This is a genomic window from Paenibacillus sp. FSL H8-0317 (assembly GCF_045040685.1).
Taxonomy (GTDB): Bacteria; Bacillota; Bacilli; order Paenibacillales; family Paenibacillaceae; genus Paenibacillus.
Genome location: NZ_CP150294.1, coordinates 2,760,337 through 2,776,540, shown reverse-complemented (window position 1 = coordinate 2,776,540; position 16,204 = coordinate 2,760,337). Strand labels below are relative to the sequence as shown.

The 16,204-nt window shown below is 46.0% G+C and carries 16 protein-coding genes; 1 reads left to right on the top strand and 15 read right to left on the bottom strand.

Annotated features, from left to right (window positions below; translation table 11 throughout):
• Window positions 1-14 precede the first annotated feature (14 nt).
• The 3 genes from cyoE to MHB43_RS13120 form a co-directional block, all read right to left on the bottom strand.
• The gene (gene cyoE / locus MHB43_RS13130; RefSeq protein ID WP_339184361.1) at window positions 15-872 is read right to left on the bottom strand and encodes a heme o synthase; all 858 of its coding nucleotides are present in this window, start codon (window positions 870-872) and stop codon (window positions 15-17) included.
• Between the two features lie 157 nt (window positions 873-1,029).
• Window positions 1,030-1,596, bottom strand: coding sequence for a hypothetical protein (locus tag MHB43_RS13125; RefSeq protein WP_221825058.1), 567 nt, complete (start codon window positions 1,594-1,596; stop codon window positions 1,030-1,032).
• A gap of 546 nt (window positions 1,597-2,142) precedes the next feature.
• Window positions 2,143-2,496, bottom strand: coding sequence for a DUF3243 domain-containing protein (locus tag MHB43_RS13120; RefSeq protein ID WP_036609024.1), 354 nt, complete (start codon window positions 2,494-2,496; stop codon window positions 2,143-2,145).
• Between the two features lie 246 nt (window positions 2,497-2,742).
• Here MHB43_RS13120 and MHB43_RS13115 point away from each other — a divergent pair, with 246 nt between their 5' ends.
• Window positions 2,743-2,958: a hypothetical protein gene (locus MHB43_RS13115; protein WP_221825060.1), complete on the top strand. Its 216-nt coding sequence runs from the start codon at window positions 2,743-2,745 to the stop codon at window positions 2,956-2,958.
• A gap of 111 nt (window positions 2,959-3,069) precedes the next feature.
• Here MHB43_RS13115 and MHB43_RS13110 read toward each other — a convergent pair whose 3' ends face one another.
• The 12 genes from MHB43_RS13110 to MHB43_RS13055 form a co-directional block, all read right to left on the bottom strand.
• The gene (locus MHB43_RS13110) at window positions 3,070-3,987 is read right to left on the bottom strand and encodes an NAD(P)/FAD-dependent oxidoreductase (protein WP_221825063.1); all 918 of its coding nucleotides are present in this window, start codon (window positions 3,985-3,987) and stop codon (window positions 3,070-3,072) included.
• Window positions 3,988-4,374: 387 nt separating this feature from the next.
• Window positions 4,375-6,006, bottom strand: coding sequence for an S-layer homology domain-containing protein (locus tag MHB43_RS13105; RefSeq protein ID WP_405132087.1), 1,632 nt, complete (start codon window positions 6,004-6,006; stop codon window positions 4,375-4,377).
• 94 nt (window positions 6,007-6,100) lie between these two features.
• Window positions 6,101-6,700 carry a nitroreductase family protein gene (locus tag MHB43_RS13100; RefSeq protein WP_405132086.1) on the bottom strand — a complete coding sequence of 200 codons (600 nt, stop codon included), beginning with the start codon at window positions 6,698-6,700 and terminating at the stop codon, window positions 6,101-6,103.
• A gap of 146 nt (window positions 6,701-6,846) precedes the next feature.
• Window positions 6,847-7,101: a hypothetical protein gene (locus MHB43_RS13095; protein ID WP_221825065.1), complete on the bottom strand. Its 255-nt coding sequence runs from the start codon at window positions 7,099-7,101 to the stop codon at window positions 6,847-6,849.
• A 136-nt stretch (window positions 7,102-7,237) separates the two neighbouring features.
• Window positions 7,238-8,101 carry an AraC family transcriptional regulator gene (locus MHB43_RS13090; RefSeq protein WP_339184354.1) on the bottom strand — a complete coding sequence of 288 codons (864 nt, stop codon included), beginning with the start codon at window positions 8,099-8,101 and terminating at the stop codon, window positions 7,238-7,240.
• A gap of 65 nt (window positions 8,102-8,166) precedes the next feature.
• A complete protein-coding gene (locus MHB43_RS13085) occupies window positions 8,167-8,715 on the bottom strand; it encodes a glutathione peroxidase (protein ID WP_076216217.1) in 549 nt (182 codons plus the stop codon).
• A gap of 189 nt (window positions 8,716-8,904) precedes the next feature.
• On the bottom strand, window positions 8,905-9,801 hold the full coding sequence (locus MHB43_RS13080) for a carbohydrate ABC transporter permease (protein ID WP_405132085.1): 897 nt from the start codon (window positions 9,799-9,801) through the stop codon (window positions 8,905-8,907).
• Window positions 9,802-9,817: 16 nt separating this feature from the next.
• Window positions 9,818-10,699 (bottom strand): carbohydrate ABC transporter permease, encoded by an 882-nt coding sequence (locus MHB43_RS13075; protein WP_036670532.1) that lies wholly within the window; start codon window positions 10,697-10,699, stop codon window positions 9,818-9,820.
• 209 nt (window positions 10,700-10,908) lie between these two features.
• Window positions 10,909-12,225, bottom strand: a complete 1,317-nt coding sequence (locus tag MHB43_RS13070) for an ABC transporter substrate-binding protein (RefSeq protein ID WP_339184350.1) — start codon at window positions 12,223-12,225, stop codon at window positions 10,909-10,911.
• A gap of 168 nt (window positions 12,226-12,393) precedes the next feature.
• The gene (locus MHB43_RS13065; RefSeq protein WP_221825073.1) at window positions 12,394-13,245 is read right to left on the bottom strand and encodes a helix-turn-helix domain-containing protein; all 852 of its coding nucleotides are present in this window, start codon (window positions 13,243-13,245) and stop codon (window positions 12,394-12,396) included.
• Window positions 13,246-13,268: 23 nt separating this feature from the next.
• Window positions 13,269-15,089 carry a histidine kinase gene (locus tag MHB43_RS13060; RefSeq protein ID WP_405132084.1) on the bottom strand — a complete coding sequence of 607 codons (1,821 nt, stop codon included), beginning with the start codon at window positions 15,087-15,089 and terminating at the stop codon, window positions 13,269-13,271.
• 198 nt (window positions 15,090-15,287) lie between these two features.
• Window positions 15,288-16,055 carry a helix-turn-helix domain-containing protein gene (locus MHB43_RS13055; RefSeq protein ID WP_405132083.1) on the bottom strand — a complete coding sequence of 256 codons (768 nt, stop codon included), beginning with the start codon at window positions 16,053-16,055 and terminating at the stop codon, window positions 15,288-15,290.
• Window positions 16,056-16,204: the final 149 nt, after the last annotated feature.

Sequence of the window (16,204 nt, the reverse complement as noted above, 5' to 3'; positions counted from 1 at the left end):
TGTTCATCGTCTGATTAAGACCATACCGTATTTGCTACCATGACAATAAATACGAGCATGAGATAATTAACCGAGATCAGAAAGTTTACTTTTGCCCACTTCTCATCATCCTGTGTCTTCAGTCCGCTAAGTGTATGCACGAACCAGATCAGTCCACCGACCAGAGATACAATCAGAAATACCAGACCTACGTAGTTGTAATAATACAACAGAAATACAGCAGGAAGCAGCAGAAAAACATAAGGAATCATCTGAAACTTTGTGCGTTTCACCCCTTTAACCACTGGCAACAACGGGAAGCCCGCAGCGCGATACTCCTCTACCCGGCGAATACCCAATGACCAGAAGTGTGGTGGCTGCCACAAGAATAATAGTGCAAACAGCAACCAGGCACCTGCATCAATCTCATTGGTTACAGCCGTATAACCGATGACAGGCGGCATCGCTCCCGCAATTCCACCCAGCGACGTGCTCCACGTCGAACTGCGTTTCAACCACATCGTGTAAATCACGATGTAAGCGAACCACCCAAGCAGTGCCATCCAGCCTGATAACGGATTCACCAGGAGATACAGTACTGCTAGTCCCACAACACCCAGGATAATGCCATAGCCAAGTACAAACCCTGGCTTCAGATGGTTGATGTAATCCATCCTTTTTTTGGTGCGCTCCATCTTTTGGTCCAATTCACGATCCCAATAATTGTTGATTACACAAGCTGAAGCAATAACCAAAGTTGATCCAATCACGACCATGAGCAGAGATAACCAGTTGATATCCCATTTTGAAGCTACCCAGAATCCTACCGCCACCGCAAACACATTTAACCTTAGTAGTCCGGGCTTAGTTAATGCAATCATGTCTTTAAGCATGAGGCTCCTCCTGAACTATGTAAAAACGCCATTCCAATAATGATACATGTACCTACCATTAATTACAATCGCTTTCATGAATTTGTCATAACCAAAAAGCATCCCTCACCGTTCCAATGAACAGGAGGAATGCTTGAATGATGAATTTCATCTTATTTTATGGGATGTATTGTTGCACAATTTTAGTCACTTTTCCATCCTGCACCGTCAGATGATACGGGAATACGGACAGATCAAGAATACGGGTATTCTCATACAACGATTCGAACTTGGATAATGTCACGGGTTCGTTCCACTGAATGTCTACGCCCTGCATCGTACCATCCCGATCATACAACTGCATCAACACTTCAGCATTGGCACTAACCTCAACTTGTTCCTGCTCTTTGCTGTCATTGACAATATAGTAACCATCTGGAGCACCGTCTATACCTGCTTCTGGATTACGCTGTGCAAAAATTGCATCGGCTTCTTCACCCTGATACCAGCCAATCTTGTCCACTGTCATAAACAATTTGCCGTCTTCTATATGCATACCTTCAACATAGGCTGTAAACATCTCGGAGTTTGCAACTTGAGCTTCTTTCGCAGAAGGTTGTTGAGCATCCGTACTACCTTGAGCATTCGCAGGGGTAAGTAAATATGTAGTCAGCACAATCATACCAAGTAAAGCAACAACTGCACCGATCATTCGTAGTTTCCATTGTTTTGTCGCGTTCTTCATAGGTAACATCTCTCCTTAATATGAACGTTATTATTCCTTAACCGGAAGTCTTGCTTCTCAAACGCTCATGTGAACTATCGATTCCAACGTTCTTTCTTTTCCTATCATACTTAGAACAGGGATTATAAAAGTATCAGCCAGATTAAAAATAGTTACAATGCGCGTCATTACTTCTGTCTATAGTCTCCGTAAACAGCAAAGAACCAATGAAGGCATCGCCATTCAGAGGTTCTTTACTAGGGTGTGTCTTTTAAACTCAGGCAAGTGATACGTTGAAGGATGTCTGTGTCCAAAACATCTTGAAGTCCAAGCTGCCTCGTCCTGACGAATGGTCCAGACAACTAAGGAGCCGAGGACGTCTTTTTTGCTCTTCTGGCGCTCCTTTTATTTTGAAAGGAACATGAGACACGTTATTTGCCAAAATTCCCTGAAACACGAAATTAACGGCCGTTTATACCAATATAGCGCGTCTCAGATTCCTTAGTTTGCTGCGGGACTTTCAAACCCTTGAATAAGACGTCACAGGTTCCCGCATAGATGTTAATCTTAATGATTGGGTGTGGAGCTTTGTGCCAAACGAACGAGCATATGAGCGAGCATGTGACGTTCATCTTCCTTGCCGACATTCCACAGCTCCTGAAGCAGTTTTTCTTCACGATTCCGGGGTTCCTCCCGAGCTGCCAGATAATCCGCTACTTTCTCGGCAATTTTGGCCATCTGCTCCTCACTTAGTCCAATCGATTCTCCCATGGCAATTCGCTTACCCAGATATTCTTTAAATGCATCAAAGTTCTGTAGAATCTGTTCTCTTTCTTCCGGCGCAATCTTCTCGATTGCATTGTCCACCTTGTCCGTTGAAACCTGGCCATCTTTATGGATTACATGATTTTCTTCATTCATTTGAATAACCTCCTGCATAATAGTTGTTTATTGGTTTGGTGCTTTAAACTTAATACTCACTGGTTATCTATAATATAAACGTATTGCAGAAGTTTAATCAGTACGTTCAATTCTGTATAGATCTTCTATATATGAGCAAGTACACGTTTCAAAAGTACTACAGCGGTTAATCGTTTACATATACGTAACGGTGTTTGGATATGTTAATGAACACCTTATACAATATCGAACCAGGAGGAATTTCCCATGCGTGATAAAACAAAACATGAGAAGACAAACGATGAACTTGAACCAGGAGTAAATACCGTTATCCATCCAGACAAAAATAATCCCGGACCAACCGATATGATCGAAGGCGTGGTTGGTGATATCGTGGACAACATTCGCAAAGATTTCTCACATGACTCGAAGGACAAGAGTTCTTCTTCCAAGTCAACGGCTTCATCAGACAAACAAGCGTAATGCTTTTCTGCCTAGCAAAAGATAACTCAAAAAATCCTCCTGCCATACGCATGGCTTGGGAGGACTTTTTGGTAATAATTGAATAATCAGCCTCTTATCCAGAGGTACATTTCAACGTGAATCCTTTGTCATTTGCTGTAACGCCTTATGAATCCAGATCGCGGCAATGGAACCTTCACCCATCGCAACAGTTGCTTGCTCTGCGTGCAGGCCCAGATCCCCGGCAATCCATACATTAGTCGCTGCCTGCAAGCTGCGTGGATCAGCTTCTACATGTTTGTTATCTGCGATTACAGCTCCAAGCTGCTCCGCCAGTTCATAGTGTACACGATTGCCTCCAAATGCGATAAATCCACGCTCCGACTCAAAGATCTGTCCATCTTCGGTCAGAACACCGGTGATATGACCATCCTCAATCTGTTGCACTTCCTGGACAGCCGCTTCCAGATAACGCACTCCCGCCTCTTTCATGCTGCGATGCAGCTCTGCAGATATGGGGGCCTGCTCATGATTAATATATAACAGATCATTCGTACGCTGAATTAAAATCATTGCCATATTGGCACCTGCTTCACCAGATCCCAACAGTACCGTACGTTGATCCTGAATCTCATAACCATCGCAATCAGGGCAGACATACACGGTTCGGCCCAGCGTAGGGGTTAGTCCCGGAATGTCCGGAACTCTATCCGTGAGCCCCGTTGCCAATAACACGGTTTTGCTCCTATATTCAGTTCCTGAAGTACCGAACAATTGGATCTTCTCTCCATGACGTCCTGCTTTAACAATACGATCTTTCTCAAAAGATACACCGGTCCGCTCTGCCTGCATCCTGCCTCGTTCTCTAAGCTCTTCACCGGATACCCCATCGGGGAAACCGAGGATATTATGATAAGTCCGGCACAACGTCGATCTGCCTTCTCCCGCGTCGATTACCAACACCTGATGAGCTGAATAACGTCCAAGCTGAATGGCTGCCTGAAGCCCTGCGAGCCCTCCACCTACTATTATGCAATCAACCTCTCGCATGCTCCTTCTCCTCCTGAACTATATACATTGAACTAAAGAATATTTACACTGGTCACTCCGATGACAGAACAACCTTCCGATCGCTGTTATCCCCAGATTTTTTTAATACCTTCTACAAAGGGTAAATCCGGGGATAAGCGTATGCTTTCGATGCAGCTTTCTTTCAGAAAGCTTTTAGGCGCACGCTTCGCTTCTTCAGATTCGTTCTGTCCTCTCCGTTTTGTGTAAATGTTTAGCTCAATATATATATATTTTGTCCTTCTATACATTAAACCGTTCAGCAAAGCTTAAACGATTCCTCTTATTCCTTATCTTATACCAAAATAAACAGGCCCAAACCATCCGTAGGAATCACGGTGAGTTTGGGCCTATAAGATTTATGATTACTTAGAAGTTATAAGATTCAAATCGCGATGCATTCGAGATGGCGTTCCATACATCCGCTGTTTCGCCGCCCATATACCAGTAAGCCAGTCCAGCAATTTGCCGTTGCTCACTCATTAACACTTTGGCTGATAACGAACGACTATCCTCTGCCCATATATATCTTGGCTTACCATTACTGTTGTACCCGATAATATATTGAACCAGACTTGCATCCCATCGTCTTACAGATCCCGTAGCATGCGCACGCATTCCCTGGTCTGCCAGTGTAATGTCCCAAGAACTGGTTGCTGGATTCACGGAAGACCAGTCTCGTGTATACAATGGAAGGGCCAAAATTGTTTTGGCACGTACCACCTCGGAGAGCATGGTGTCCAAAGCTTTTTCCACCCATGGAAGAGAGGCCACAGACCCTGCTTTTGGATCACCATTCCAGTGTTCCTCATATCCCATCAGCACCATATAATCCGATACAGCGCCCAGCTTGGCATAATCAAATGCATCCGTCCAATCAGTACCCAGGTCTGGCGATACATCCACAGACACAACTGCACCCAGTGCGTGCAACGTTGCCGTCAACGAGGTGACAAATGCTGTTAATCCTTCACGATCCATAGGATCGACATTCTCGAAGTCCACGTTAATGCCGTCCAGTTTATAGGTTTTGACATAAGCGGCTACCTGTGAGATCACTGCCGCTCGGTTGGCCGAACTGGATAACATCTGATGCGTAAGTGCCGAATCGGAACGATTCCCAAGTAATGGCCATAGCTGCCTGTCGGTGGCGGATGCCCAGGAGATCAATGCTGGGTCTGCGTGATCAGTTACTTTCATACTGCTGTTCAGGAAAAACCAGCGCGGGACAAGCGTATTCACTTCAGACTGTTCCACTTGCTTCTTGAACTCAGCTGTAGTGGAGTTATATTGCCAGCCCAGCTGAACGCCAAGTTCGTCCCCACGTTGTAACTGCTCAGACCATGTTTTCTTTTGTAAAATGGCATCAAGCATGACGGCTGCTTCTTCCCGCGTTACCTGGTCATGTGGTCGGAACACGCCTCCGCTTCCCCGCATTAGTCCAAGTTGATATACTGTCTGCACATAAGGACGTGCCCAGTCCGAGATATCCGCTGCGTCAAAATACGTTGAAGATAAGAGTGATGTCTCTACCGGCTGTTGTTTTAACATCCGCACAAGAAGGGCAGCCGCTTCTTCACGCGTAATGGAAGCATTAGGCTGGAAAGTTCCCTGACCCTTACCCTCCAAAATAAAAAGATTCGTCATGGCAGCAACGTTGCCGTAATACCAAGCATTCATGCTTATATCCTGATAGGGATTTATATTATTTTTTACGGACTTCAAACCTAGCAATCTAACCGCAAACGTCGCAAACTCTGCACGAGTAACGGCTTTCTTCGGTTCAAACGTAGTCTCTGACGTACCGGCAGCAATACCTTTGGCCACCAGATGTGTAATGGCATCCTTAGCGTAACTGGTGTGCGTATCCTGAAACTGTTGCTGCACGCTTGCAGCCTGAACGGTAGAGCCGTATCCAGCCACCGATCCAAGTGTTAATAACCCGCATAAAGCTATTTTCCATATCCGTTGGTTTGTTATGTCTTTTAATCTATTATTCACATCAAAAAGCCTCGCTTCATTGGATTACGATCAACTATCATCGTATCAAATTAAAGCGAGGCCGTATGTGGTTAAATGTTGGGAAATGCGAAGCTTACTTGTGTACTTTTACGCGATCTTCAATGGGTTGGAATTCTTTCTCACCCGGTGCTGCCGTTGGTTTACCAAATGGCATCTGAGCGATCAATCTCCAGTTCTCAGGAATGCTCCATTCTTGCTTCACTTTCTCATCAATCAACGGGTTGTAGTGCTGCAAAGATGCACCCAGACCTTCTTGTTCCAGAGCAGTCCAGATTACCAGTTGCAACATGCCGTTGGATTGGTTAGCCCAGATTGGGAAGTTATCTGCATAAGCTGCAAAATTTTGTTGAAGCTGTGCGATCGCATTGTTATCTTCGAAGAAGAGAACCGTACCATATCCGCTGCGGAATCCAGTCATTTTCTCTGCTGTGGATTTGAAGGCTTCTTCATTGCCTACCACTTCACGCAAAATTTCTTCTGTGTGATTCCACAATTTATCATGTTGTTCACCGAGCAATACAACGGCACGGGATGTTTGTGAATTGAAGGAAGTTGGTGTATATTTCACCGCTTCTTCTACGATTTCCTGGATTTTAGCATCCGAAATTGTAGATTCCTTGCTGATCCCATAATAAGATCTTCTGTTTTTCAACGCATCAAAAAAAGTTGTCATTCTTAATCGCCTCCCAATTTTTTTTCAATTGCCAACACAGTAACTATAATATAGTAACATACATTAGTCAACAAACTAATTTATTTTCACTAAATATACATTCACCGAAAACAATTCAACAAGTTTGCCCAATACAGCAATTGAAATTATCCTTCGCCCGTCTTTTTACGATAATCCGCCCGGTATTTCTCTTCAGTAGACGAGTTGCTTTTTGTCTGGTCTTTATTCTTCTCTTCCTGAGCCTCCATATTCAGATCTTCCATCGGAATTGGATCTACAGTCTGTTCTTCTTCATATCTGTCAAGCAGACTTTCGTGCTCTGTCTTATATTGTTCAGGATTGTCACGGGATTGCTCCTGATGGGTATCGCTGTTATTCTGATCCGGTGTGCGCTGTTTCATTCATATTCGCCTCCTCTAGGTTCATTACCTTTCTTTACCTGTTCTGCGTGTCCTCTAAACACAGTGGTATGCATTCCTCAAACGAAAATCAACAAAAAAAGCCAACCAGACAAGCTGGTCAGCTCAAACAAGACTTCTATGATTGGCGATGCAATTGGGTACGGTACAGATCAGGCGAACATCCCACACTTTGTTTGAACATCCGACTAAAATGCGAAAGGCGTTTGAAACCGGACAATCGACTTGCTTCTGTCACGGTGATCTCAGGCTGAAACTGAAACAAAAGCTTCGCCTGATTGATACGGCGGTCATACAGATATTTGAATATCGTCAAACCTGTCATTTCCTTAAACATGCCTGCCAGATATGGCTTGGACAGATGTAATTCCAGTGCCAAATCATCCAGACCAATGTCCTTCATATAATGGGTATCCACATAACGAATAATGTGTTGGACATGCCGCTCTCTCTCCGATGAGGGAAGTTGTTCCTGGACATCACCCTGGCAGATCTCTGCTACAAAATACAACAGATCACACAGTCTGACATTCATTCGCTCTTGCCTGAAATTGCTCTGACTTTGAGACAGACGATGAAGATCATGCAATAGAGCTTCGAATTCAAAGCGGCTATCTCCCTTCAGATTGACCCGGCAATTTCTGAGTTCTTCAAATGGCCTCAAGACCTCAGCCATACGGTCTGGATGCAGGCTGCTGCGGATTGCAGACGGATCAAAATGCAGTGTGCTTCGCTCATAAGCACTGCCTGGTTTCGGATGTGGTCGATGAAGAGTCAAGCCATGCATCAGCACCAGATCACCCGGCTCCAGGTTATATACCCGGTCCCCTATGATGTAAGTACATTCTCCATCATGAAAATAATAAATCTCATAATGTGGATGTGAATGGAATCCATCTGACTTGCCTGGGTTAAACGTGCTAGTGGATCGGTAACTATACTCCAGTGAAGCACTAAATTGCATCATGCTCGGCACATTCATGCACCTCCTGTTCGGAAGAGGGAAACGATTTGTGTCATGCCCCTGTAGGATATATGAAAGTGAAATTATAGAAGCTGTTTAATACTCTCTTGAATCTCGTCGATGGAGTCGATAGGTTCGAAGCGTCTGACCACACGACCCTCTGCATCAATCAGGAATTTCGTGAAATTCCATTTGATTGCATCGCCGTGTAACCATTCTGGTGCCTTCTCAGCCACCATTAATTTCAATAATTTGGCCTGTATATCTGTTTCATCAAAGCCGGCAAAAGGCCCTGATCTTTTCAAAAAGTCGTAGAGCGGGTGCGCCGCTTCTCCATTCACATCCAGTTTGGAGAACATCGGAAATTTCACACCATAGTTAATCTGACAAAAGGATTCCGCTTCCGAACTGCTTCCAGGCTCTTGCTCTGCAAACTGGTTACACGGGAAACCAATAATCTGAAGCCCTTGATCCTTGTACTGGTCATACAGCTTCTGCATGTCATCAAACTGGTGCGTATATTTACATTTACTTGCCGTGTTTACGATGAGCACAGGTTTTCCTTCATATTGATAGAGCGGGAAACGCTCTCCACTGGTTCTGGTTACGGTAAAGTCGTAGATGGTTGGCATAAGTCTAGTGCACCTCGCGATAGTTATGTAGTCATACAGCATCATATGTCATTGTTAATTATATACGAAGTTTGAACTATTGTATCGCGCAAGATAAGTTACTCTCCCTCACCACAGAAAACCCTTCTGCCACGAAAATCTCTTCGTTCAGCAAAAGGGTTATTATATGGGATCACAGTGACAGCAGATTCAGCCTTTCACGGCACTTCCGGCTACGCCCTGAATGATATAATGCTGACCCACGAGGAAAACGATGATCATCGGGATAATGCCTGCCGTTGCAGCGGCCATCATGCCGTTGTAATCCACATTATTCTCCAGAATAAAATTCTGCAGTCCGAGCGGCACGGTGTATAGGTCTTTGTCGATGAGGAACACAAGCGCATTTTCATAGTCATTCCAGTGCCAGGAGAAGTCAATGATCGCCAGCGTAGCCAACGCTGGCTTTGCCAAGGGCAGAATCAGCCTGAAGAATATACGCAAGTGTCCAGCACCGTCGATGAACGCCGCTTCCGAGATTTCCGAAGGCACCGAGAGGAAGAATTGCCGCAGCATAAACACCCCAAAGATTGTGAACATCCCAGGCAGGATTAATGCCCAATGCGTATTATATATGCCAACCCATTCAAACATCAGGAACTTCGGTACAAAGAGTACCTGCGGAGGCACCATCATCATTGAGAGATAGATCAGGAACAATGTCTCCCGACCTTTGAATTGAATCCGTGCGAAGCCATAAGCTGCAAAAGCCGAGAGAAATACAGCTCCGATCGTGCTAATTAGCGATATTTTCAACGAGTTCAGATAATATGTCGCAAAGGTATCCACTCCGCTCCAGACCTTAATATGATGCTCCCAGTTCAGGCTGGAGGGTATCCACTGGATGGGATAGGTGAATACGTCCGCAGGAGATTTGAACGACGTGCTGATCATCCAGATGAACGGCATAATCATCAGCAGGGCAAACCCGGACATCAGAAGTGTCAGTATGATTTTTCGAATCTGGCTCAAGGACTCCATGCGGACTTTAACTTTAGGTGAATGTGGAGCTGTGGGCTTTGCATTCGCGGCAATTTGTTTCTCCATAACGATCCCTCCTCTCCTAGTAGTGAACCCAACGTTTCTGACCAAGCCACTGCAATACAGTGAAGATCATAATGATGGCAAAGAGTGCCCAGCTAATGGCAGCAGCGTAGCCCATCTCGTAGTAGCGGAAGGCATTCTGGTAGATAAACAGCGACAGGACGGTTGTGCTGTTCCCCGGCCCACCCTGGGTAATCGCCTGAATGATACCAAAGTTTTTGATCGTCATAATCAGCCCGGTAATCAGCAGCAAAAAGGTAGTTGGACTCACAAGCGGCCAGATCACTTGGCGTATCGTCTGCCAGGGACGGGCTCCATCAATCCGTGCAGCCTCAACTAGTTCCTCCGGAATTTCCTGCAAAGCGGCCAGATAAATAATCATGTTGTAACCCAACATGAACCAGATCCAGATGATATCAATCGCATACATGGACCATTCGGTTGTTGATAACCAGCCGGGAGGGTTCGTAATACCGATTCCGCGCAAGAAACCATTAATTGGCCCCGATGTTGGCTGGAACAGCAGCATCCAGACAAAAGCGATGGCAACACCGCTGGTGATATAGGGCATGAAATAGAGGGCACGCAGCGTTTTTTGCCAGTACACCGACTTGTTCAGCGCCACAGCTACGATAAATGCCAACCCCATCGATACCGGAACCGCTAACAGAAATACAAATGTATTTCGCAGCGCCACGCCAAACAGATCATCATTCAACATCCGGCGGATATTGTCCAGCCCGACGAAATTCGTCTCCGGGCTCATGAATTTGTAATCAGTGAACATGAGATAGAACGAATAGACAGCCGGTATAATAAAAAACAACAGCACACCAATCATATTGGGCCCAATAAACAGATACCCGAGTCTGCTCTGCCGTTTCATCCAGGATTTATGCATATGCTCCCCCACTCCTTAACATCTGTTCTGGAATTAAGCATAACAAGATGTCCTCTAACATTTAAGGAACATAACCCTGTACCTGATATCACAGATATATGTATTTCGGCAGTGCCTTTCGGGAGGGAAACAACATGGAATTGTTCTATTACTTATATAGAAAAAACCGCCCCATTGGGGACGGCCTTTGGACTTAATGCTTTTGCAATCTATTGATTCTGCTTCAGCCAATCATTATGGCGTTTGACCATGTTCTGTACCGTAACTTCGGCAGTCTGGTTACCAAGGAAGAATTTTTCATACTCCTGTGCACGCAGATCAACCACCTCTTGCGCAATGCTGCGGACAAACGTAGGTGTCTCGTCACCGTACAACACAAATTCCAGAGACTCTTTATCATAAGAATCAGCATAATCGCCAAGCAAATGATCAATGGCAGTCTGCTGATCAACGGCATTCGATGAAGGCAGACGTCCACCCGCAGCCATCGGCATCATTCCCCCATCGGCGTACCATTTCAGGAACTCCCATGCGGCTTCTTTATTTTTCGACTTGGAATTGATCGCAATAAAGTCACCCAGTCCTCCACTCTTCACCATATCCGCTTCCTCTGCAGCCAGTCTCGGTACAGGGGCAAAGGCGATTTTCCAATCCCGAGGGAACTCAGTCATATTGTTGGATGTACGGATCAGCCATTCGCCGATATTAATCATGGCAGACTCACCGCCAAGGAACATGTTTTCCACCGGCATTTTGGAAGTCAGCTGCTCCCCGAGTGGAGGCGTGGTTGCATCCTCCTTCATCATCCCGTTCAACGTCTCCAGCCATTTGGTAACGAGTGGATCATCGAGGTTGGAAGAACCGTCTGCCTTAACATAACCGTTCTTCACCAGAACGGAATCGAGCGGGTCTACATAGGAAGCGGTATGCTGCACCAATCCGTACTTGAAGCCAGCTGTCTTCAGTTTGAGTGCATATTCACGGGCTTCATCCCATGTCCAAGCTTTCGGTACACTCAGTCCGGCCTGATCAAGCGCTTTCATATTTAAAGCGAAGAAGGCAGCGTTTTTCTTGGTTGGCATCCCGTAATATTTACCGTCCACTTTCCAGGAAGCCGCATCTTCACCCATTTTCTCATCAATGTTGTAGTCGGTGAACTCGCCCAGATCCAGCGCTGTCCCGCCCTTGATGCGTTTATCCAGATTTGTAAGGGTATAGTTGACATACAGGTCAACGTTCTGCCCGGTGGACAGCGCCGTATCCAGCTTCAGGTTGCCATCATCGTCATTCACAAACCGCACATATTCCACCTGAATATCAGGATGCTCCGCATTCCAGGTATCCACCACTTCCTGTGGACCATTCTCAGGCGGCACCGCGCCCCACATGGTGAGCTTCACTTTTCCCTCTGCCGCTCCACCTCCGTTATCTCCACCGTTCGTCTCATTTTTACCTACACAGCCGGCAAGTAATCCCAGCATCAGCGCGCCTACGATTAACCCCGTTAATCCTTTTTTGATTTTCATCTGGTCACATGACCTCCCTGAATTGAAGTGTACCTTCCGTTACATCGTAGCAGGGACCTTGCTGGGTTCATAAGATACATATCCATGATTCGGATTGAACAAAAATGCGGATTTACTTGTGCTTGCCTGAGCACTCGGTACACATATTCCTTCTACTCATCCTGTGAGTCACGAACGATGGCGATACTGGCTGGGCGTGCAACCGGTCCAACGCTTGAATATTTTGATGAAATAATTATCACTTCCGAACCCTACCCGGTAACCAATCTCCTGTACAGGAAGGTCCGTCTCACGCAAGTATTCAGCCGCTTTCTCCATCCGTACCCCATGCAGGTAATGAATCAGGGTATGACCGGTTTTCTTTTTGAACAGAGCACTCACATAATTCTCGCCCATCATCACATATCGTGACATGGATTTGACGGTAATGTCCTGGTCGTAATGCTGTCCGATATACTGAATTATTTTGCTAATCTCCGGATGCTTCACAATCGGCTCACGAACAGGTGTAAATGGAAGATCCGTATCAGACGGGGGCGCAGAAGAGACCGTAAGAGAATTAGGCAAATCAGGCGTTGATGGGAGAACCGGTGTGGAAGGTGGCACTTCATGATGATCTGTCTCTGTCCGGGCTTCAGTTGAAGCTCCCAGTTCTGCACTTACTTTACGGAGTGTATCACGCAGTGAATTCACACTCATGGACAGTTTCAAAATATAATTGGATGCCCCGTATTCCATTGCCCGGCGTACATATTCGAACTCCCCCATACAGGTGAGCATGACAAATTTGGTTTTTAACCCGGCCTGACGGGTCTGTTTAAGTAATTCCAGACCATCCATACCTGGCATGACAATATCGGTCAGTACCAGATCCGGTGTATCCTGTATGATCATCGCCAGCGCTTCGGTCCCATTACCGGATTCTCCGATGACCGTGAAGCCCAGCTCTTCCCAGGAAATAATCTCTCGCACCGACTCACGTACAAATACCTCATCTTCTACAAGTAATACTTTCCACATGCCAGATTCCCCTCTCCAGTCGGCTAGTCAGATCGCTTCTGTACGTACGGCGTCGACAATAAAAAAGGAATGCTGAACCTCACTAATGTCCCCGGCTTGGTATCAATCACTTCGAGTTCACTTTGGCCTTTGAACAATAATCGCAATCGTTCCTTAAGGTTAGACAGGCCGATCCCCAGACGTGTGCGAGTCATCTGCTGACGCCGGGATTCCTCCATTCCAATTCCGTTGTCTGCCACCTCCAGCATCAGCTTTCCTGTGTCTTGCCTGTAAATTCCGATGCGGATCTGACCAAGTTGTTCCAGTGGCCCGACACCGTGATGAATGGCATTCTCCACCAGTGGCTGCAAGCTCAGCTTGGGCACGAGCGCATATTCCAGTTTATCGTCAAATTCACAAGTCACCTCAAAGCTATCGCGGTAACGAATCCGCTGAATATGAAGGTAGGCTTGAACCAACTCAATCTCGTCCTTCAGGTATACCAATTCGACCTGTGAATTCAGGCTGACTTCCAGTAATTTGCCCAAGGAAACACACATCTCGGAGATCTCTTCATTCCCGCTGCGGATCGCGCTCCATTTCATTGTATTCAATGTATTCAGGAGAAAGTGCGGATTCATCTGGGCCAGAAGCATATGAAAATGTACCGCTTCCTTTTGACGTTCCTCCGCCTTGAGTCTGTTGATCATCTGATTAGCATCATCCAGCATCGTATTAAACGTGCGTGTCAATTCCAATACTTCCCCACGGCTGCGGCCTTCGGGAATACGAATCTTGAGGTTTTTGCGGACAACCTCCTTCATCTTGTTCTGTAAGTGCGACAAGGGGCGCGTAAACGTTGCCGAGATCATAAAAGCCATCACTACAAATGCTCCTGTGAAACCAAAAAAGGTCAGAAAGTAACGTTGTTTAAGCTCGGATATCTCTGTAAACAGGATGGAAAGTGGAATGCGATTCACCATATACCAGTCCAGTGATTCGATGTACACGTAGTTAATCAGCGTATCCGAGGCTGGATCGGTCAGGTAAGCCTGTGCCGGATGAAGAGCTATTTCACGCGTAACCTCCGGGGAGAGCACCGCTGTTTTGGATGAACTGGTGATGGTCTCTCCACTACCTGTAATAAGGTAATACTCCTGGTTACTCTGTGAATCCTTCAACATGGTCTGGAACCAGTAGGAATAATCAATGCTAATTCGTGCCAGCCCGTATCGCTTGCCGCCGCTATCTTTCATGTAAGCATACAGCGACAACAGATATGGGCTGGAAGATAACTCTCTAAGCACAGGGTTGGAATCCCGTGCATCCCAGCGATAGAAGAGTTCTTCCGGTTGAAGCGAGTGTGAATCCGCACCGCCTTTTGGAATGGTTATTTCCCCCAGACGCTCACGGAATTGTTCCAGATAGGGGCCATACGTCAGTGCTTTTTTGGGCAAATACGAAGTGTAAACGCTATCATGAAAATCCAGCAAGGTAAAGTACACCGAAGGATTATATAGGAAAAAACTGTTGTTGATCATCTTGAACTTTTCTTCTACCAGCGACTTGTTCTCAAGCGGCGTACGACTGTCCGGGGAGGTTAGCACATTTCTTACCGCGGAATCCTGTTCCAGAAAAATGAGCGTTTTGAAGGCAATGCTCATCTGGTCCTCCAGAGAGCGATACATCTGGACTAGCTGCTCATGACTCTGCTCACTGATTTTCTGCTCGACCAGGGATTCAATTTGCTGATAATTGTAGACATTCAATGCACTGAACGGCAAAAGAATCAACACCACAAATGCACCGAACAGGCGGTATCTGAGCCGCTGTGGCAACCAACTCTTCCAATTTGGCTTCTTCATTCCTTAGTGCTCGCTCCCCTACAATTAATGACCCCATTATAGCACCTGCCTGCCATTTACAGCCGGAGTCGAATGATTTGCATGGATTTGTGATATTCGCTGCCTGCATCCATGTGAACTACACAGATATGTTCTATTGGTGTAAGCAAGAAATGAATGAGTGAATGGATGGAAGGCTGGATGGACGAGACCCTTACCTCATACTTGATGTCGTTTCCGATACTCTGAGGGACTGATTCCTATGGTGGACGAAAATACACGGCTCAGATAAAATCCGTTCTCATATCCACATCTCTCAGCGATCTGCGTGAGAGTCAGACGGCTATCTGCCAGCAAAGCTTTTGCTTTTTTGAGACGAATCGCTTTCAGATAATCGGATGGTGTCTCTTGAAAGGCCTCCCGGAACCTTCGGGTGAGCTGGACTGGACTCAAAGCCAACTGTTCGGCCAACGTTCGAAGACTGACCGCCTCTCCCGCCCATTCCTCCAACAATACTGCCGCTTCAGCCATGAGGGCATCCTCCGTGAACTTCGTTTCCATTAGCCTGCTCTGTCTGCGCTCCCATTGATATAGCCGCCACAAATCCAACATCAAGTGGGTTTTCCATCCTGTTGTAGCATCATCGTTGTCCTCACTCGCCTGACGCAGGTAGGCATATGTTGAAGCCAGACGCTTTGTATCATTAATGAGGGATTTTCCGATTGGCGGCAGGAGACGCTCATCCTCTGCGGAGTTACAACGGAACAGCATATAGTGAAACGTCAGCGGGGTTACCGTCTCTCTGCGAAAAGGAACGTGGGGCGGACATAACACCAGATCAGCAAAACCCGCCTCTCCGCTCTGTCCATCAATCTCGTAACGAAATACACCCTCTTCAACGGCAAAGACCACCCAAGCGTCGTAGATATCTTCTGTCAGAGCAAATTCAGCTTTCTTCTTCCAGTAGATGTGATTAAGGAGGTCCATGACACACCTGCCTTTGTTATGAAATAAAGTATATGCTCGATGATAATATAGTGTATTTGAAAAGTAAATATATAGAACTAATATGAAATTATAGATATGAAATATGAAATCTGAGCTTAGGCTCATCCATATTCAATGAGAGAGGTGTT